Origin of the sequence: Variibacter gotjawalensis, assembly GCF_002355335.1 — a bacterium.
Lineage (GTDB): Bacteria > Pseudomonadota > Alphaproteobacteria > Rhizobiales > Xanthobacteraceae > Variibacter > Variibacter gotjawalensis.
Map to the genome: position 1 here is coordinate 4432086 of NZ_AP014946.1, position 17532 is coordinate 4449617.

17 protein-coding genes are annotated in these 17532 nt (G+C 63.7%); 8 read left to right on the forward strand and 9 right to left on the reverse strand.

Translation table 11 applies throughout. The features are described from left to right. Nucleotides 1-212 precede the first annotated feature (212 nt). Together rlmN and GJW30_RS21715 are read left to right on the forward strand one after the other, a co-directional pair. Entirely contained in the window at nt 213-1442 is a 1230-nt protein-coding gene (gene rlmN / locus GJW30_RS21710; protein WP_096358439.1) for a dual-specificity RNA methyltransferase RlmN, read from the forward strand. Between the two features lie 10 nt (nt 1443-1452). Beyond that, on the forward strand, nt 1453-1899 hold the full coding sequence (locus tag GJW30_RS21715; RefSeq protein WP_096358440.1) for a hypothetical protein: 447 nt from the start codon (nt 1453-1455) through the stop codon (nt 1897-1899). Here the strand turns inward: GJW30_RS21715 and GJW30_RS21720 are convergent. Beyond that, nucleotides 1876-2517 (reverse strand): LysE family translocator, encoded by a 642-nt coding sequence (locus tag GJW30_RS21720; protein ID WP_096358441.1) that lies wholly within the window; start codon nt 2515-2517, stop codon nt 1876-1878. The two genes, GJW30_RS21715 and GJW30_RS21720, sit on opposite strands and share 24 nt — an antisense overlap. A gap of 99 nt (nt 2518-2616) precedes the next feature. Further along, entirely contained in the window at nt 2617-2922 is a 306-nt protein-coding gene (locus tag GJW30_RS21725; RefSeq protein ID WP_096358442.1) for a GIY-YIG nuclease family protein, read from the reverse strand. Nucleotides 2923-3152: 230 nt separating this feature from the next. On the opposite strand from GJW30_RS21725, the gene GJW30_RS21730 reads away from it, so the two are divergent. Beyond that, on the forward strand, nt 3153-3929 hold the full coding sequence (locus tag GJW30_RS21730) for an enoyl-CoA hydratase (RefSeq protein ID WP_096358443.1): 777 nt from the start codon (nt 3153-3155) through the stop codon (nt 3927-3929). Between the two features lie 166 nt (nt 3930-4095). Here GJW30_RS21730 and GJW30_RS21735 read toward each other — a convergent pair whose 3' ends face one another. Both GJW30_RS21735 and GJW30_RS21740 read right to left on the reverse strand, forming a co-directional pair. Continuing rightward, on the reverse strand, nt 4096-5160 hold the full coding sequence (locus GJW30_RS21735) for an MBL fold metallo-hydrolase (protein ID WP_096358444.1): 1065 nt from the start codon (nt 5158-5160) through the stop codon (nt 4096-4098). 199 nt (nt 5161-5359) lie between these two features. Further along, a complete protein-coding gene (locus GJW30_RS21740; RefSeq protein ID WP_096358445.1) occupies nt 5360-6739 on the reverse strand; it encodes an aminotransferase-like domain-containing protein in 1380 nt (459 codons plus the stop codon). Nucleotides 6740-6811: 72 nt separating this feature from the next. Between GJW30_RS21740 and GJW30_RS21745 the strand changes: the two genes are divergently transcribed. The 3 genes from GJW30_RS21745 to GJW30_RS21755 all read left to right on the forward strand — a co-directional run bounded on the left by GJW30_RS21745 (nt 6812) and on the right by GJW30_RS21755 (nt 9348). Then, nucleotides 6812-7219, forward strand: a complete 408-nt coding sequence (locus GJW30_RS21745; protein ID WP_096358446.1) for a DUF983 domain-containing protein — start codon at nt 6812-6814, stop codon at nt 7217-7219. Between the two features lie 29 nt (nt 7220-7248). Next, nucleotides 7249-8892: an MBL fold metallo-hydrolase gene (locus GJW30_RS21750; RefSeq protein ID WP_096358447.1), complete on the forward strand. Its 1644-nt coding sequence runs from the start codon at nt 7249-7251 to the stop codon at nt 8890-8892. 174 nt (nt 8893-9066) lie between these two features. Continuing rightward, nucleotides 9067-9348, forward strand: a complete 282-nt coding sequence (locus tag GJW30_RS21755) for an addiction module antidote protein (RefSeq protein WP_096358448.1) — start codon at nt 9067-9069, stop codon at nt 9346-9348. On the opposite strand, the gene GJW30_RS21760 is transcribed toward GJW30_RS21755, so the two are convergent. After that, nucleotides 9349-10026: an LOG family protein gene (locus GJW30_RS21760; protein ID WP_197703831.1), complete on the reverse strand. Its 678-nt coding sequence runs from the start codon at nt 10024-10026 to the stop codon at nt 9349-9351. A gap of 254 nt (nt 10027-10280) precedes the next feature. Between GJW30_RS21760 and GJW30_RS21765 the strand changes: the two genes are divergently transcribed. Together GJW30_RS21765 and GJW30_RS21770 are read left to right on the forward strand one after the other, a co-directional pair. Further along, nucleotides 10281-11162: a TAXI family TRAP transporter solute-binding subunit gene (locus GJW30_RS21765; RefSeq protein WP_096358450.1), complete on the forward strand. Its 882-nt coding sequence runs from the start codon at nt 10281-10283 to the stop codon at nt 11160-11162. A 3-nt stretch (nt 11163-11165) separates the two neighbouring features. Then, on the forward strand, nt 11166-12227 hold the full coding sequence (locus GJW30_RS21770) for a YeiH family protein (RefSeq protein WP_245408594.1): 1062 nt from the start codon (nt 11166-11168) through the stop codon (nt 12225-12227). A 17-nt stretch (nt 12228-12244) separates the two neighbouring features. Here GJW30_RS21770 and amaB read toward each other — a convergent pair whose 3' ends face one another. The 4 genes from amaB to GJW30_RS21790 all read right to left on the reverse strand — a co-directional run bounded on the left by amaB (nt 12245) and on the right by GJW30_RS21790 (nt 17515). Further along, a complete protein-coding gene (gene amaB, locus GJW30_RS21775; protein ID WP_096358451.1) occupies nt 12245-13747 on the reverse strand; it encodes an L-piperidine-6-carboxylate dehydrogenase in 1503 nt (500 codons plus the stop codon). Between the two features lie 200 nt (nt 13748-13947). Further along, the gene (locus GJW30_RS21780) at nt 13948-15582 is read right to left on the reverse strand and encodes a thiamine pyrophosphate-requiring protein (RefSeq protein WP_096358999.1); all 1635 of its coding nucleotides are present in this window, start codon (nt 15580-15582) and stop codon (nt 13948-13950) included. A gap of 72 nt (nt 15583-15654) precedes the next feature. After that, nucleotides 15655-16566 (reverse strand): carbohydrate ABC transporter permease, encoded by a 912-nt coding sequence (locus GJW30_RS21785; protein WP_096358452.1) that lies wholly within the window; start codon nt 16564-16566, stop codon nt 15655-15657. After that, a complete protein-coding gene (locus tag GJW30_RS21790; RefSeq protein WP_096358453.1) occupies nt 16559-17515 on the reverse strand; it encodes a carbohydrate ABC transporter permease in 957 nt (318 codons plus the stop codon). Before GJW30_RS21790 ends, GJW30_RS21785 begins: the two co-directional genes overlap by 8 nt. Nucleotides 17516-17532 lie beyond the last annotated feature (17 nt).

Below are 17532 nucleotides of genomic sequence, written 5' to 3' on the forward strand. Positions count from 1 at the left end.
GCGTACCGCCGAGCGCGAGCCGGGATCCACGTATCCCAGCGAGCGAGTGGGGTACATGGGTCCCGGATAACCGCATCGCGCTGCGCGCGGCGGTTTCCGGGATGACAGCCGAGAGGATGAGAAGCTAAGCCTCGATCGTTTCGCGGCTAAGCACCTTCGATCTGACGGATTTGGGGCTCGCGTTAGAGCCCCAATCCCCCTATGTAGGCCGCATGCAAGTCCATTCGGCCTCCCCAGCCCCGCTCGAAAAAGCGCCGCTTGAGCGGTATGTCGCGCCCGCGCGCCCGTCGCTGGCAGGCCTGACACGCGCCGAATTGGCCGAGGCTCTGGGCGCGATCGGCGTCGGCGAGCGCGAACGCAAAATGCGCGTTCAGCAGCTCTGGCACTGGATCTATTTCCGCGGTGCCAAATCCTTCGGCGAGATGACCAATGTCGCGAAGGGATTGCGCGCTTCGCTCGAGCAGCAATTCACGCTGGCGCGGCCCGAACTGGCGGCGGAGCAGATTTCCAACGACGGCACCCGTAAGTGGCTGATCGCGCTGCCGGGCGAAACGCCGGGTGAGAAGCCGCACATGGTCGAGTGCGTCTACATCCCGGAGAGCAATCGCGGCACGCTCTGCGTATCGAGCCAGGTCGGTTGCACGCTCAACTGCTCGTTCTGCCACACCGGCACGCAGCGTCTCGTGCGCAATCTCGCGCCGTCCGAAATCATCGGTCAGGTGATGATCGCGCGCGACCGCCTCGGCGATTGGCTCGGTCAGACGCGCGCGACCGGCCCCGGCCTGCCGACGTCCGGGGAGCGCGCCGTCACCAACATCGTCATGATGGGCATGGGCGAGCCGCTCTACAATTTCGACAACGTGCGCGACGCGTTGCTCACCGTGCAGGACGGCGAAGGTCTCTCGCTCTCGCGCCGCCGCATCACGCTCTCGACCTCGGGCGTGATCCCGAATATCCCGCGCGCCGGTTCCGAGATCGGCACGATGCTGGCTGTTTCGCTCCACGCCGTGCGTGACGATCTGCGCGACGAATTGGTGCCGCTCAACAAGAAATATCCGATCAAAGATTTGATGCAGGCCTGCCGCGACTATCCGGGCCTCTCCAACGCGCGCCGCATAACCTTCGAATACGTGATGCTCAAGGGGATCAACGACAGCCTCGCCGAAGCGAAAGAACTCGTGCGTTTGCTCAAAGGCATTCCGGCGAAGATCAACCTGATCCCGTTCAACCCGTGGCCCGGCACAAAATACGAATGCTCGAACTGGGATCAGATCGAGAAGTTCTCCGACGTCGTCTTCAACGCGGGCTACGCCTCGCCGGTGCGCACACCGCGCGGCCGCGATATCTTCGCGGCGTGTGGCCAGCTCAAGAGCGAGACCGAAAAGCTATCGGCGCGCGAGCGTATGGCGCTGCGCGCGATGGCGATGACGGACGACGAATAGCAGCGCGGCCATGACCATCGGCCGTTTTTTCCTCGTGATGTTCGCCGGTTTCGCGGCCTGCTTCGCGGCCGGCGTCGTGCTGACCGTCGCGGCGCTCAAACCCGAATGGAGCGGCATGTTCGTCGATGCTTTCGGCGACGACTCGCTCAACTACATCGTCGCTTTCGGTGGCCTCTTCGCGTCACTCGCCGCATTTCTCCCGACCATCGCGATCATCGTCATCGGCGAAGTCTTGCGCCTGCGTTCCGTGATCTATTACGCGCTCGCTTTCGCGGCGATGTCGCTGTTCCTCTTCGCTTACGTCAGCGATTGGAGTCTGATCGCGTTCAACGTCGACGGCCACGCCCGACGCCAGCTCGAACTGATGGCGGCTGCCGGCATCGTCGCGGGATTCGTCTATTGGGCGATTGCCGGACGCACGGCCGGCGGCAACTTAGTTGCTACGCGCGAACAATAATCGCACCGCAAACGCACCCATAATCCCGGCGAACGTCCAGTCGATTGCCCGCATCACGCGCGGCGAGCGGCGGATCGCGGCCGTGAACTGCTCCGCCATCAGAATCAACACCGCGCAGGTCGGAATTCCGAGCACCAGGAAGTAGAGGCCAAGGAACAGCAGCTTCTGGCTTGCCTGCGGGTCGGTCGCCGAGACGAATTGCGGCAGGAAGGTCAAGAAGAACATCACTATTTTAGGATTCAGCAGATTGACGCCGACACCCATCGCGAACACCTGCGCGATCGGCCGCTGCACACCCTTGCCGGGCTTGATCGTCAGCGCCGATCCGTGCCGCACCGCCTGCACGGCGAGATACACGAGATAAGCCGCGCCGACGATCTTGATCACCGTGAACGCCGTCGCCGACGCCGCCAAAATCGCTGACAGCCCGAACGCCGCCAGCAGACTGTGCACCAAGAGCCCGGTCGTCGCGCCGAGCATCGCGGCCATCCCGCGCGCACGGCCTGACCGAAGCGTTTCGCCGAGGAACAGCGTCATGTCCGGCCCGGGGGTAATCAGCAGCAGGAAAGATGCGGCCGTAAAAGCCGCGAGCACTTCGAAAGACGGAAGGAAATTCATCTCAACTTATCCTCTGAAGCAATGGTTCCAGAGCTGTCATCCCGGCCAAGCGAGGCGAACCCTCGCGCGAGCCGGGATCCACGTATCCCTGTCACTTCGTTACTTTGAGACCTCGCCGGACGCAACCAAGCTCGGCCACAAATCGTGCCAATCCTCGTTTTGCTCCTCGACGAGTTTGATCTTCCATTCTCGCCGCCATCGTTTGATCTGCTTCTCGCGCTCGATCGCTTCGGAAATATCATCGTGCACTTCGAAGTAGACGAGACGCTTCACGTCGTGGCGCTTGGTGAAACCCGGGACTGCACTCTCGCGATGCTCATAGACGCGGCGTATGAGATCGTTCGTGACGCCAACATAGAGTGTACCTCGACGCGCGCTGGCTAAAATATAAACGTAATAAATCATTCAAGAATCCGCAGCTGTCATCCCGGCCAAGCGTGCGTATCGCGCAGCGACGCACGCGCGAGCCGGGACCTACGTATCCCTGCAAATACTGGGATACATGGGTCCCGGATAGCCGCACGGTTCGCAAAGCGAACCGGCAGCTTCCGGGATGACAGCCTACTGTGCGGCGGCGCGGTTGCTCAATCGCCTCGTGTCGGCTACGCAATCTCTCAAAAGACGGAGAGAAGCGCATGACGACTTACGAAAACATCATCGTCGAAACCAAGGGCAAGGTCGGCATCATCCGCCTCAACCGCCCGCAAGCGCTGAATGCGCTCAACGCCGGGCTCATCGCCGATCTCGACAAGGCCGTGAAGGGTTACGAGGCCGATCAGAACATCGGCTGCATCCTCATCACGGGCAGCGAGAAAGCCTTCGCGGCCGGCGCCGACATCAAGATGATGCAGAGCATGGGCTTCACCGACGTCTTCCTCGGCAACTTCATCGGCGATTGGGACGGCGTTGCGCGTGCGCGCAAGCCAGTGGTCGCGGCAGTCGCGGGCTTCGCGCTCGGCGGCGGCTGCGAACTGGCGATGATGTGCGACATCGTCATCGCGGCCGACAGCGCGAAATTCGGTCAGCCGGAAATCAAGCTCGGCGTTATTCCTGGGCTCGGCGGCACGCAGCGCCTCACGCGCGCGATCGGTAAGGCAAAGGCGATGGACCTCTGCCTTACCGGCCGCATGATGGATGCGAAGGAAGCCGAAGCTTCCGGCCTCGTCGCTCGCGTCGTGCCGGCTGCAGAGTTGATGGACGTCGCGATGAAAGCCGCCGAGACGGTTGCCTCGATGTCGCTGATGGCGACGATCGCCTGCAAGGACTCGGTCAACGCCGCGTTCGAGACGACGCTGTCGGAAGGCATGCGCGCCGAACGCCGCATCTTCCATCCGCTCTTCGGCACCGAAGACAAGATGGAAGGCATGACAGCCTTCGTCGAAAAGCGCCCGGCAAAGTTCAAGAATAAGTAACGCGCTAAACTCAGCTGTCATCCCGGCCAAGCTCGGCTGGCGCGCTTGCGCGCAAAAAGCCGAGCGCGAGCCGGGATCCACGTATCCCTGCGGGCGATTGGGATACATGGATCCCGGATAACCGCTTCGCGCTAACGCGCGGCGGTTTCCGGGATGACAACCTCAATCAGACCGGCCGCTCTTTTTCCGGCAGCGCGATCACGCGCTTCACGCCGTTGAGATCGTCCGCCCAGGCGAGCCGCTCCTGCCGCAGCATGTAGTTCACATGCGCCAGGCCTTCCGAGAACGCGAAGCTCATCTGATGCGGATCGGTGATCGGCCGGCGGAAGATCACCGGCACCAGGTCGGACGCAGAGATCGGCCCCTTTGCGGCAGCCGTCGCGACATCGGCGCAGCGCGCTTCGTGATGCGCGATGAGTTGCTCGATGCGAGCATGCAGCCCGTAGAACGGCAACTGATGCCCGGGCAGCACGAGCACGTCCGCCGGAATCTCCGCCTGCAACGCACGCAACGAGCGCAGGAACAAGCCGAGCGGGTCGCCGCTCGGATCGACCGGCCACACCGAAATGTTCGGCGTGATCTTCGCGAGCACCTGATCGGCCGCGAGGAAGATCTTGTCGCTCTCGCAGTAGAGCATCAGCTGCTCGGGCGCGTGACCATCGCCCGACAGAACGTCGAAGCGGCGCTTGCCGATTCGCAGCGTGTCGCCCGCGACGAGACGCGTGAAGGTCGGCGGCAACGGCACCACCATCTTGAGATACGAATGCCCGTTGGTCGAAACGCGCGCCGTCGTCGCATCGTCGACACCGTGCACTTTGTAGAAATCGTGATACGGCTTCGCATCGAGCGCCGCCGGCGAGAGCGAGATGTTCAGCGAGTTGAGATAGCTCGTCTGGCTCGTCAGCAGCGGAATGCCGAAGCGCTCGCACAGCCAGCCCGCCAGCCCGATATGATCGGGATGGAAATGCGTGACGATGAGGCGCGTCAGCTTGCGGCCCGCGAGCGGCCCGGCGAGCAGCGCGTCCCAAAGCTCGCGCGTCGCCGTGTTGGCGATGCCGGTGTCGAGCACCGCCCAGCCTTCATCGTCCTCGATCAGATAGATGTTGATGTGATCGAGCCGGAACGGCAGCGGCACGCGGATCCAGAGGATGCCGGGCGCGACTTCTTGGTAAGTCCCGGTCGCCGGCGGCGTCGCGAATGGAAAGCGGAGTTCGTTCGTCGTTGCGTCCATAATGCTTCGTAACAATCCGGTTCTTCAAAGAAGGTCAAGCTTCTCGGCTGTCATCCCGGCCAAGCTCGGCTATCGCGCAAAGCGCGAATGCCGAGCGCGAGCCGGGACCCACGTATCCCTGCGGACGATTGGGATACATTGATCCCGGATAACCGCTTCGCGCTAACGCGCGGCGGTTTCCGGGATGACAGCAGGGTTCCTAAACAATGCGCTGGCTCGCCGCCGAGCTAACCAATGCGCCGGCCAGAACCTCGAGCGCCCGAACGAGCTCCGCCCGGCTCGCCGCAGCGCCGAGCGCGACGCGAATGGCGTGCTCCGGAGCCGCGTCCCCAACCGCAAAAGCCTCGCTGGTGACGACCCCGACGCCCTGGCGTTGGATGTGTCCCGCGAACTCGATACGGCTCCAATGCTTCGGCAGCGGCACCCAGATATGGTGGCCGTTCGGATGCGCGCGGTAGACATGCCCGCGCAAGGCTCGCGCCGCGAGGCTCTGCCGCGCGGTCGCTTCGTTGCGGATCGCCGTGATGATCTCGTCGAGGCTGCCGTCGCGCACCCAGCGCGTCGCCAGCGCCAACGTCAGCGAGACCGGCATTTGAACCATCGCGCGCAACGCCGTGGAAAAGCGCGCGGCCTCCTCGCGCGTCGGCGTCAGCAGAAACGAAACGCGCAGACCCGGTGCAACGCATTTCGCCAAGCTCGCCGCGAGATACGTGCGCTCCGGCGCGAGTGCCGCGATCGGCGTCACGTCCGGCGCGAGTGCGCCATATGCGTCATCCTCGAAGACGACGAGATCGTTGGCGCGCGCGATCTCGACGATTGCCTCACGCCGCGCCGCCGACATTGTCGCGGTCGTCGGAGAGTGAATCGTCGGCACGAGATACAGCGCTTTGGCGCGCTGCCGCTTGCATGCATCCGCCAGCGCTTCCGGCACGAGCCCTTCCGCATCGATCGGCAAACCGACCAGCTTCACGCGCGCGACATCCGCCGCCGCCATCAGTCCCGGATAGGTCAGGCACTCCGTGAATACGATATCGCCGGGGACAAGCTTTGCCGACAAGAAGCAGAACAACGCGGCCTGTGTGCCGGGAAAAATCACCAGTCGCTCGGCCTCCGCTTGCGGCACGCGCGCACGTAGCCACGACGCCGCGGCATCGCGCTCGTCGGCGCTCCCGCCCGCGTCGCGATAATTGAGATACGACGAGAAACCGAACTCACGCCGCAGCGCCGCGAGCCCGCGCGTGATGCGGCCTTCGAGATCGGCCTCGAGTGGCTGCGGCGGCAAATTCATCGAGAGGTCAGTCGCGACGCCGCTCGCGAGCCGACGCGGCGACTGCGCAAGCGACTCCGCCACGAACGTACCCTGCCCGACCCGCGCCTCGGTCAGCCCTTCGTCGCGCGCCTCACGGTAAGCGCGCGTCACCGTCGTGAGGTCAACATCAAGCGCCAGCGCAAGCGCGCGATGCGTCGGCAACTGCTCGCCGCGATGCAACCGCCCAGACTCTATGTCGGACCGCAACGCATCGACGATCCGCGAATACAGCGGCCCTTCGCGATCGCGGATTGTAGGGGTCCATTCCATGCAAAAAAGCCATACAATTGTTGAATGCATGGACCATACATCTTATTGTCCGGCTATCCAAGGAGCCAGACGATGTCCCTGTCCGAAACGCTGATCGCCGCCCGCCCTTATCTGCGCGCCGCTATGGGCCGCTGCCCGCATTGCGGCGAGGGCAAGCTGTTCGGTGGGTTCCTCAAGGTCGTCAACCACTGTGAGGCCTGCGGCGAGGAGTTTCACCACCACCGCGCCGATGACTTCCCGGCTTATCTGGTGATCGTCATCGTCGGCCACATCCTGGTGCCGATGGTGCTCTGGGCCGAGACGCACTACGCGCCGACCTATTGGACCCACCTCTTCCTGTGGCTGCCGTTGACACTGATCATGACGTTGGGTCTCTTGGCGCCCGTGAAGGGGCTCATCGTTGCGCTCCAGTGGCGTATGGGAATGCACGGCTTTGAAGCATCGAAGCGCGCCCGCGACGGCGCGCTGCTTCAAGGGTGACGTGACCGCGCCTCGCCAGGGAGGCGCATATGACCCAGCCGAAACTTCACTTCCACGGCGCGGCGCAGATCGTCACCGGCTCGTGCTATCGGCTCGAACATGCCGGCAAGCAGATCCTCATCGACTGCGGCATGTTCCAGGGCACCAAGTCCGAAAAGGAACTCAACTACCGCGCCTTCCCGTTCGACCCGCGCGCGATCAGCGCGATGCTGCTCACGCATGCACATATCGATCACGCCGGCCTCATTCCGAAGCTGACGAAAGCCGGATACGCCGGCCCGATCTACGCGACCGCCGCGACTGTCGATCTCTGCGCCGTGATGCTGCCGGATAGCGGGCATATCCAAGAGGTCGAAGTCCAGCAGCTCAATCGCCGCAACACGCGGCGCGGCCGCGATCCGGTCGAGCCGATCTACACGTTCGCGGACGCCGTCGCGGCGCTCACGCAATTCCGCCCGATCCAGTATTCGCAGTGGCTCGACGTCACCGACGCGATCCGCGCGCGCTATTGGAACGCCGGCCATCTGCTCGGCTCCGCCTCGGTCGAGATCGAACTCAAGGGCGCCGGAAAAGACGGCGGTCCGTTGCGGCTGTTGTTCTCCGGCGACCTCGGCCCGGACAACAAACTTCTGCAGCACGATCCGGAAGCGCCGGCCGGCGTCGACTACGTCATCTGCGAGTCGACTTACGGTGACCGAGACCGCATCGACGCGACCGAAGATGAACGCCGCCGCTTGTTGCGCGAGGAAGTTCTCGCCGCCGCCCGCAATCAAGGCGCGCTCCTGATCCCGTCCTTCGCGGTCGAACGCACGCAGGAACTGCTCGTCGATCTCAACCGCATGATCCGCGACAAGGAGCTGCCGCCGACGCCGATCTTCATCGACTCGCCGCTGGCGACGAAGGCAAGCACCATCTTCACCAAGCACGCCGACGAGATCGAACACGGCAGCGAACTCACCGAAGCTCTCCATTCGCACAACATCCGTTTCACGGAGAGCGTCGAGCAATCGAAAGCGATCGCGCGCATTCGCGGCTTCCACATCATCATCGCGGCGAGCGGTATGGCGGAGGCCGGCCGTATCCGCCATCACCTCAAAGAATGGCTGTGGCGCGCCAATGCGACCGTGCTGCTCGTCGGCTTCCAGGCGGTCGGCACGCTCGGCCGCATCCTGCTCGATGGCGCGAAAGAAGTGCGGATCATGGGTGAAGAGATCAACGTGAAGGCGCGCATCCGCACGATCGATCTCTATTCCGGTCACGCTGACGGACCCGAACTCGCCAACTGGGTCAAGCGCCGCGCGCCGATCCGCGACGCCGTGTTCCTCACCCATGGCGAAATGCCGGCACAAACCGGCATGACGGCTCGCATCGCCGATCAACTGCCAGCCGGCCGTATCCTCTCGCCCGCGCTCGACGCGACCTTCGAACTCGGCGTCGACGGGCCGACGCAGATTTCCGCCGGTGCCGCGCCGCCACGCATCGAACCGGCCGCAGTCGGCCGCAAAGACTCCCACAACGATCTCGCCGAACTGCTCATCGACATCAACGAGCAGCTCGATAAAGCCGCCGACGAACGCGCGCGCAGCGTCATCGTCCGCCGCCTGCGCCGCGCCCTCGGCGGCGACGACAATCCGCTGCGCGAGCCTGCCCGCGAGGCGCGGCGCGAGCAGTAAAGCTGTCGGAGCGTGGGTAAACTGTAGTATACTCGGTAACGCCCCACACTCCGCTCACTCCCGCGAAAGCGGGAGTCCAGTGCGTGCGGGAGCACGCGTAGAAAAGCTATTTGCAGCATCCTTCGGGGGCTTACTGGATGCCCGCTTTCGCGGGCATGAGCGGAGGGTAGATTTTTGGCAACAACCAAATGGGACAGCGCTGATTATCTGACCTCGTCGAAAGCTGTCGCAACTTATCTTCAATCGGCTTTCGAAGACGGTGACCCTCGTGTCATCGCTCACGCACTTGGCAATGTCGCACGCGCCCAAGGGCTGCCGCAAATCGCAAAAGACGTCGGCGTTACGAAGGCTGGACTTTACAAAGCCCTCAGCCGGGACGGCGACCCGCGCCTCAGCACTTTCATCGGGACGCTACGTGCAATGGGCTTCGAACTGCGCGTGAAGAAAGCAGCCTAATCATGTCACCGGTTTCGCGGCACCGAGATCGCGCTTCTGCAACATGTCCCAAGCAGCTTCGGCGCTCTCCGCATAGTCGAATAGATCGAGGTCGCGCGGGCTGACCATTCCGGCCTCCACCATCGCATCGAAGTTGATCACCGAGCGCCAATACGTCTCGTCGAACAGAATCGTCGGCACGTTGCGCGCCTTGCGCGTCTGCGCCAGCGTTAGAATTTCGAACAGCTCGTCGAATGTGCCGAAGCCGCCCGGGAACACGACGAGCGCATTCGCCCGCATCGCGAGATGCATCTTGCGCATAGCGAAGTAGTGAAATTGAAACGTGAGATCCGGCGTCGAATACGCGTTCGGAAACTGCTCGTGCGGCAGCGTGATGTTGAAGCCGATCGATGGCGCGCCAGCATCCTTCGCGCCGCGATTGGCCGCCTCCATCACGCCCGGGCCACCGCCGGTCGCGATCACATTGTCGCGAATGTTGCCAGCCGGTTTGAGCGCGCCGCCGCGCTCGGACGCGATGCGGCCGAATTCACGCGCCTGCGCGTACCAATAAGCCTGGCGCCCCGGCCCATCCTCGCGAATACGCGCTGAGCCGAACACGACGATGGTCGAATGCACGCCCCACGCACGCAAAGCCTCTTCGGCCTTCGCGTATTCCAGCAGAAAGCGCACGCCGCGCATCGAGTCGCCGAGCAGGAAATCCTGGTCGAGCGCTGCCAGGCGATACGACGGCGAATTGATCGCCGCGCGATTGTCAGGGCCATCCGTCAATGCATCACACTCCGGCACCGCGCCTTAGGGGGCGCTTGGCCTTTTCTGCCACACATGCCGCGCCTCAAGCGACCAACAGCTTTGCGAGCACACGGGTTTGCGAAGCGCGTAGAATTCAGCTACATCCAAGTCTTATATAAGACTTCAAGAGGCTTGACGCCCGCATGACCACTGTCCGTCTCGGCACGGCCACCCCCGGTGGCGGCTTTCCGGTCTATGGCGACGCCTTCATCGCGGCGATCGCGGCTGCGGACCCGGACCTCAAGGTCGAACCGCGCAACACCAAAGGCTCGACCGAGAACGTGCCGCTGCTCGAAGCCGGCGATCTCGATATCGCGCTGGTCCAGGGCGAGGTCGTGTACGAGGCTCTCTCAGGCATCGGTCGTCCGCCCGCCAATCTCGCCATCATCGTTGCGATGTATTCGACGCCCGGCATGTTCGTCGTCCGCGCCAACACGCCGTATCGCACCATTCGCGATCTCGTCGGCAAACCGGTCGCCTTCGGCGCCAAAGGCTCCGGCCTGACGATCCTCTCCCGCTATGTGCTGGATGGCCTCGGCCTCGAACAGCAGCGCGACTTCCAGGCGATCTATCTCGACCGCGCCGGCGACGGCCCCGCAATGGTGATGGACGGCCGCGCGGCGGCGCTATGGGGCGGCGGCTCCGGCTGGCCGGGGTTCACGGCGGTGACGAATGGACCGCAGGGCGGCCGTTTTATCGTGCCGAACGCGGACGAGATCAAAGCGATCCTCAGCCGCCACACATTCCTCAAGCCGCTCTCGGTCGAGCCCGGCTCCTTCCCGGGGCAGACCACGGCGACTAACTCGGTCGGTTCGTGGAGCTTCGTGATGGCGCGGCCGACGCTCGCCGACGATGTCGCGTATCGCCTCGCCCGCGCGCTGCATCGCTCGGAAAAACTCATCGGCGAAAAACTCGCGCAAGCGCGCGAGACGAGCCTCGCCAACACGGTCGCGGCTGCACCGCGGCAAGAGCTGATCCATCCGGGCGTCCTGCGCTACATGCGCGAAGCCGGCATCGCGAAGTAAGTCATGAGCGTGGACTCGAAAGCCGCACCGAACAGCATGATGAGCGACGCTTTTGCGTCGCTGCGCAAACTCGCGCCTGGCCTCGGCTTCGCGGCCGTGATTTCGATTATCGCTTACATTGCGGCGCCGCTCGTTGCGAAGGTCGCGCCGATCCCCGCGATCATCATAGCGCTGATCATCGGCGTCGCGCTCAACCCGGTCGCCGTGCGGCCCATCTATCAGCCCGGCATCACCTTCGCGGTGAAGAAGATCCTGCGCTGGGCGGTCGCTTTGCTCGGCCTCAAGATTGCGCTCGGCGATATCTACGGCATCGGCCTCGGTGCCGCGCTGATCGTCATCGTCGCGATGGCTGCGACGGTGCTTGCCGGCCTCGCGATGGCGCGCCTGCTCGGCCAGGCCGAGGAATATGGCGCACTCGCCGGTGTCGGCACAGCCGTCTGCGGCGCGTCCGCAACGCTCGCAACTGCGACCGCCCTGCCCGACTATCGCGGCAAGGAAGCCGACGTTGTCTTCGTCGTCGTCGCCGTCAACGCGCTGTCGACCGTCGCGATGATCGCCTATCCGGCGATCTGCCGCTGGCTCGGCTTCTCGGATCACCTCACCGGCGTGATGCTTGGCGCGACCATCCACGACGTCGCGCAGGTCGTCGGCGCGGGTTATGCGGTGTCGGATACGGCCGGCAACTCGGCCGTCATCGTGAAGCTCTACCGCGTGTTCCTGCTGCTACCGGTCGTCATGATCGTCGGCTGGTACTTTGTCCGCCGCGGCGCTGCTGCCGGTCACGCCAAGGTGCCGGTGCCGGTCTTCGCGATCATGTTCCTGGTGCTTTGCGTGATCAACAGCGTGGTGCCGCTCGCGCCGCCGCTGATGCCGATCTACGCGCCGATCAAAAGCTTCCTCGGCGAGGCTTCGACCTGGGGCCTGCTGCTCGCGATCGCGGCACTCGGCCTCGGCACGTCGTTCGGCGCCGTGCGCGCGCTCGGCCTCCGCCACATCGCGACCGTCACAGTCACGACGATCGTCATCCTCGTCGTCGCGACCGGCGGCTTGATGCTGCTGCGCTAACAGCGCGGACCAAAAACTCAGCCAACGTCGAACGTGACGCCCTGCGCGAGCGGGAGCGCGTTCGAGTAATTGATCGTGTTCGTCGCGCGCCGCATGTAGCCGCGCCAAGCATCCGACCCGGACTCGCGTCCGCCGCCGGTTTCCTTCTCGCCACCGAACGCGCCACCAATCTCGGCACCGGACGGCCCGATATTCACATTGACGATGCCGCAATCGGAACCCGCCGCGCTCATGAAACGCTCGGCCTCGCGCAAGTCGGTCGTGAAGATCGACGATGCGAGCCCTTGCGGCACGGAATTGTGCAACTCGATAGCCGCATCGAGATCGCTGTAGCGCAAAACGTAGAGGATCGGCGCGAAGGTCTCGCGCAGCACCGGGCCGTCGTGCTTCGGCATCTCGACCAACGCCGGCGTGACGTAGGACGCAACCGCGCCGAAGTCGTCGTGAACGCCGCCGCCATGCACGGTCGCGCCCATCGCACGCGCCTCGTCGAGCGCCTTCTGCATGCCGTCGAGTGCGCCGCGATCGATCAACGGCCCGACCAGCGTTCCCTGTTTGCGCGGATCGCCGATCGCAACCGACGCGTACACCTTCGCGAGCTTCGGAATGAATGCGTCCGCGACGCTCTCATGCACGAACAGCCGCCGCAGCGTCGTGCAGCGCTGACCCGCCGTGCCGATCGCAGCGAACGCGATGGCGCGCAGCGCGAGATCGAGATCGGCCGATGCAGCGACGATCGCGGCATTGTTGCCGCCGAGTTCGAGGATGGGCTTCGCAAACCGCGCTGCTACGCGCGGACCGACCTCGCGCCCCATGCGTGTCGATCCCGTGGCCGAAAGAATGGCAACGCGCGGGTCGTCGACGAGCGCTTCGCCCACTGCACGCCCGCCCTGCACGAGTTCGACGAGACCTTCCGGCGCATCGCCGAAGCGTTTCAGCGCGCGCTGCATGATCGCGTGCGTCGCGAGCGCGGTCAGCGGCGTCTTCTCGGACGGCTTCCAAATCACCGGATCACCGCAAACGAGCGCGAGCGCCGCATTCCACGCCCACACCGCGACCGGGAAATTGAACGCCGTGATGATTCCGCAGACGCCGGCCGGATGCCACGTCTCCATCATGCGGTGGCCGGGCCGCTCGGTCGCGATCGTGAGGCCGTAGAGCTGGCGCGAGAGACCGACGGCGAAATCGCAGATGTCGATCATCTCTTGAACTTCGCCGAGACCCTCGGACGTGATCTTGCCGGCCTCGAGCGTGACGAGGCGGCCAAGATCGTCCTTCGCGGCGCGCAGCTCTTCTCCAAGCAAGCGCACCAGCTCGCCGCGACGCGGCGCCGGCACCAGACGCCATGTCTTGAAGGCTGCGTGTGCGCGGCCGATCACTGCCCCAACGTCGGACGTCTCGGCGACATGGCCGATCAGCTTGCCGTCGATCGGGGAATGCGCGGCTAGTCCGCTCGATCCGAGCGGCGGCACGCCGAGCGATGTGAGGATGGAAAGCGCTTCGTTCTTCGGTGTCTGCATGGCGGTCCCGGCTGCGTTTGGCGGGACTTTAGTGGCTCACGCCGCCGGAAACCACAACCGCCATTCGCATTGACGTAGGCCTGGCGTCGCAACCAACGCCGTCATGGCCCGGCTTGTCCGGGCCATCCACGACTTGCTTTTCAGGTCGCGAAGAAAGACGTGGATGGCCCGCATAAAGCGGGCCATGACGGAGTGAACAATCAAGTCCCCGCGCGCGACACTTCCGTTTCTTTGCTCGTGATGAACTCAAGCAGCACCGGAATTCCCTCTTGCGTCTTGGCTATGCCGCGCTTGATCGCCGGGATGATGTCCTCCGGCTTCGTGATGCGCTCGCCGTGGCCGCCGAAGGCGCGCGCCATCGCGGCGTAATCGCCGGAAATGTCGGTCGAGCGATATTTCTCTGTCGAGATCGGCATCACCTTCAGCTCGATCGCCATCGAGAAATTGTTGAGCAGGATCGACATGATCGGAATGCGCTCGCGCACTGCGGTTTCGAAATCCATGCCCGTGAAGCCGATCGCGGCGTCGCCCCACACATTGATGCAGAGCTTATCCGGCTTCGCCAGTTTCGCGCCCATCGCAAGGCCGAGACCGTAACCGAGCTGCGTCGTCTTGCCCCACCCGATGTAGGACAGCGGCTCGACGCACTTCCAGAACGGCGAGAGCTGATCGCGCGGCGAGCCGGCGTCGTGCGTGATGATCGTGTTCTTGATGTCGACCGTGTGCTGCAGGTCCCACAGCACGCGATACGGGCTGAGCGGCGCATCATTGCTGGTCAGCTTCGGCATCCATTTGGCGAGCCACTCTTTGTGCGAAGCGGCGATCTCGGCCGCGACTGCGCTGGCGTCACGATCTTGCTTCACGGCTTTGCCGACTTCTTCCAGCAGCGCATCGAGGATCAGCCCCGCATCGCCGATCAACCCGACCTTCGCTTCGACGTCCTTGTTGAGATGCGCCGGATCGAGCGTCGCGTGAATAATGGTCTTGCCCTTCGGCATCGCGACGCCGAACGACGTTTCGGTGAACGAACAGCCGATACCGAAAATCATATCGGCCTCGGCGAGAAACTTCGGCACAGCGCGCGGCATTGCGAGACCGCCCGAGCCGAGCGAGAGCGGATGCGTTTCCGGGAATGACGACTTGCCGCCGAGGCTCGTCGTCACCGGGATCGCGAGGCGTTCCGCGAGTGCTTTGAGCTGCGGCCAGGCCTTCGCATAGTGCACGCCCTGCCCCGCATAGATCACCGGCCGTTTCGCGCTGACCAGCAGCGCGGCCGCGTCCTTGATATGCTGCGGATCGGCGCCGTAACGCGTGCGCAGAACCGGCGTGTAGTTCAGCGGCTCCGGAACCTCCTCGTTCCACATATCGGTCGGGATCTCGACGATCACCGGGCCGCCGCGGCCATTCTTCAGTTGCGTAAAGGCGCGGCGGAAGATGTTACACACCTCAGCCGCGAGGATGATCGGCTCGGCCGATTTCGCGAAAGGCCGCATCGCATAGGTCGAATTGAAATTCGGATCGATATGCGCGATGCGCCGCGCGTAACCCATCGGCAGAACCAGCACCGGCACCGACTCGCCGTAGCATTGCGCAACGCCGCCCATCGCGTTCTCGGCGCCCGGTCCATGCTGCATGCAGAACGCACCGATCGTGTGACCCGAAGTGACGCGCGAAATCGCGTCCGCCATGTGAACGCCGATGCGCTCCTGCCGCACCATCACGGGGCGAATGTCGGCGGCGGCCGCATGCTCGATCAGGTGGTTCACCGGATAACCCGTCAGGATCTCGATCCCTTCGCGTCTCATGATTTCGGCGATTGCGGCTCCGAGCTTCACGGGCATTCTCCATGCATCATTGCGCCTCGGCAGTCTCCTGCCGAGGCTTGAACTTCGCTGACAATGTGACGGCTACTCCTTGACCGCGCCGGTCAACGACGAGACGTAGTAGTCGACGAACAACGAATAGAAGAGCGCAACCGGGATCGAGCCGAGCAGCGAGCCGGCCATCAGCGCGCCCCACTGGTAGACGTCGCCGGTGACGAGCTCGGTCAGAATAGCGACCGGCACCGTTTTGTTCGATGAGCTCTGAATGAACGCCAGCGCGTAGATGAACTCATTCCACGAGAGCGTGAACGAGAATATGCCGGCCGAGATCAAACCCGGCACCGCGAGCGGCAACGTGACGCGGCGCAGGATCTGCAGTCGCGTCGCACCATCGACCAGCGCGCATTCTTCGAGTTCGTAAGGGATCGACTTGAAGTAACCGATAAGCAGCCAGGTGCAGAACGGCACCAGGAATGTCGGGTAGACGAGGATCAGCGCCAGCGGGCTATCGAACAGGCCGAACTGCACGATGACGGTTGCGAGCGGAATGAACAGGATCGATTGCGGCACCAGATACGCGAGATAGATGCCGAGACCCGTATACGAACTGCCCTTGAAGCGCAGCCGCTCGATCGCATAAGCGGCGAGCGTCGAGGCCAGCAGCGACAAGAAGGTCGAGCAGATCGCGACGATCATCGTCGTCCACAGCCACTTCGGGTAGGCCGTGTTGAACAGCAGATGATAGATGTGGTCGAGCGTCGGCGACTTCACCCAGAACGGATTGTTCGCCTTGTAGTTCAGGAGTTCGCCGTTCGGCTTCAGCGCCGTCAGCGACATCCAGTAGAACGGGAACAGCAGGATGAGCACGAAGCAGGCGAGCGGCAGATAGATCAGCACCACGCGCCGGCTGCGCGAATCCCAAGACATCGTCTCGGGTGCGGAGGACGACGAATTCTTCGCGGCTTCTACCGGTTGAGCGGCAACAGCATCAGTCATTGTCGGATCCTTGCTGCCACTTGCGCCGGCCGAGGCCGAAATAGCTGAACAACGTCGCGAAGATGAGGAACGGGATCATCGACACGGCGATCGCGGCGCCTTCGCCGAGTTCGCCGGACGTGATGCCGCGTTGATACGCGAGCGTCGCCAGCAAGTGCGTTGAGTTCACCGGGCCACCGCGCGTGATCGCATAGACGAGCTGGAAGTCCGAGAACGTGAAGATGATCGAGAAGGTCATGACGATCGCGAGGATCGGCATCATCATCGGCAGCGTGATGTGGCGGAACCGTTGCCACCCGGTCGCGCCATCCAGCATCGCGGCTTCGTAGAGCGACGGCGAAATTGTCTGCAGGCCAGCAAGTAGCGAGATGGCGACGAACGGAATGCCGCGCCAGATATTGGCGGCGATCAGCGAGAAACGCGCGGACCACGGCGTGCCGAGGAAGTCGAAATTCTTGTCGCGCACGCCGAGCACGTCGACGGCGAGATACGAGATGATCGAGAACTGCGGATCGTAGATCCACCAGAAAGCGATGGCCGACAACACCGTCGGCACGATCCACGGCAGCAGCACGATGGCGCGGATCAGGCTTTTGAACGGCAGATGGTTGTTGAGAAGGATCGCGAGCCAGAAGCCGAGCGCGAATTTACCGATCGTCGCGACGCCCGTGTAGAACACGCTGTAGAACACAGCGCTCCACCACACCGGGTCGCTCAAGAGATACGAGAAGTTCTCGAGCCCGACCCAGCCGCCGCGTCCACCGATCGTCTTGTCCGTGAAGGCGAGATAGACGCCGAGCGCCAGCGGATACGAGAGGAAAACCAGCAGCAATCCGATCGCCGGCGTCAGACAGACGACGATGAGGAATGCCTTGTTGTCGAACACGCGGGTCAAAAGTCCCGGCCGCGCGTGTTCGCCGTCCCATGCTGCTACTGTCGTCGACGCCATACGCTTCTGCCCCGCCG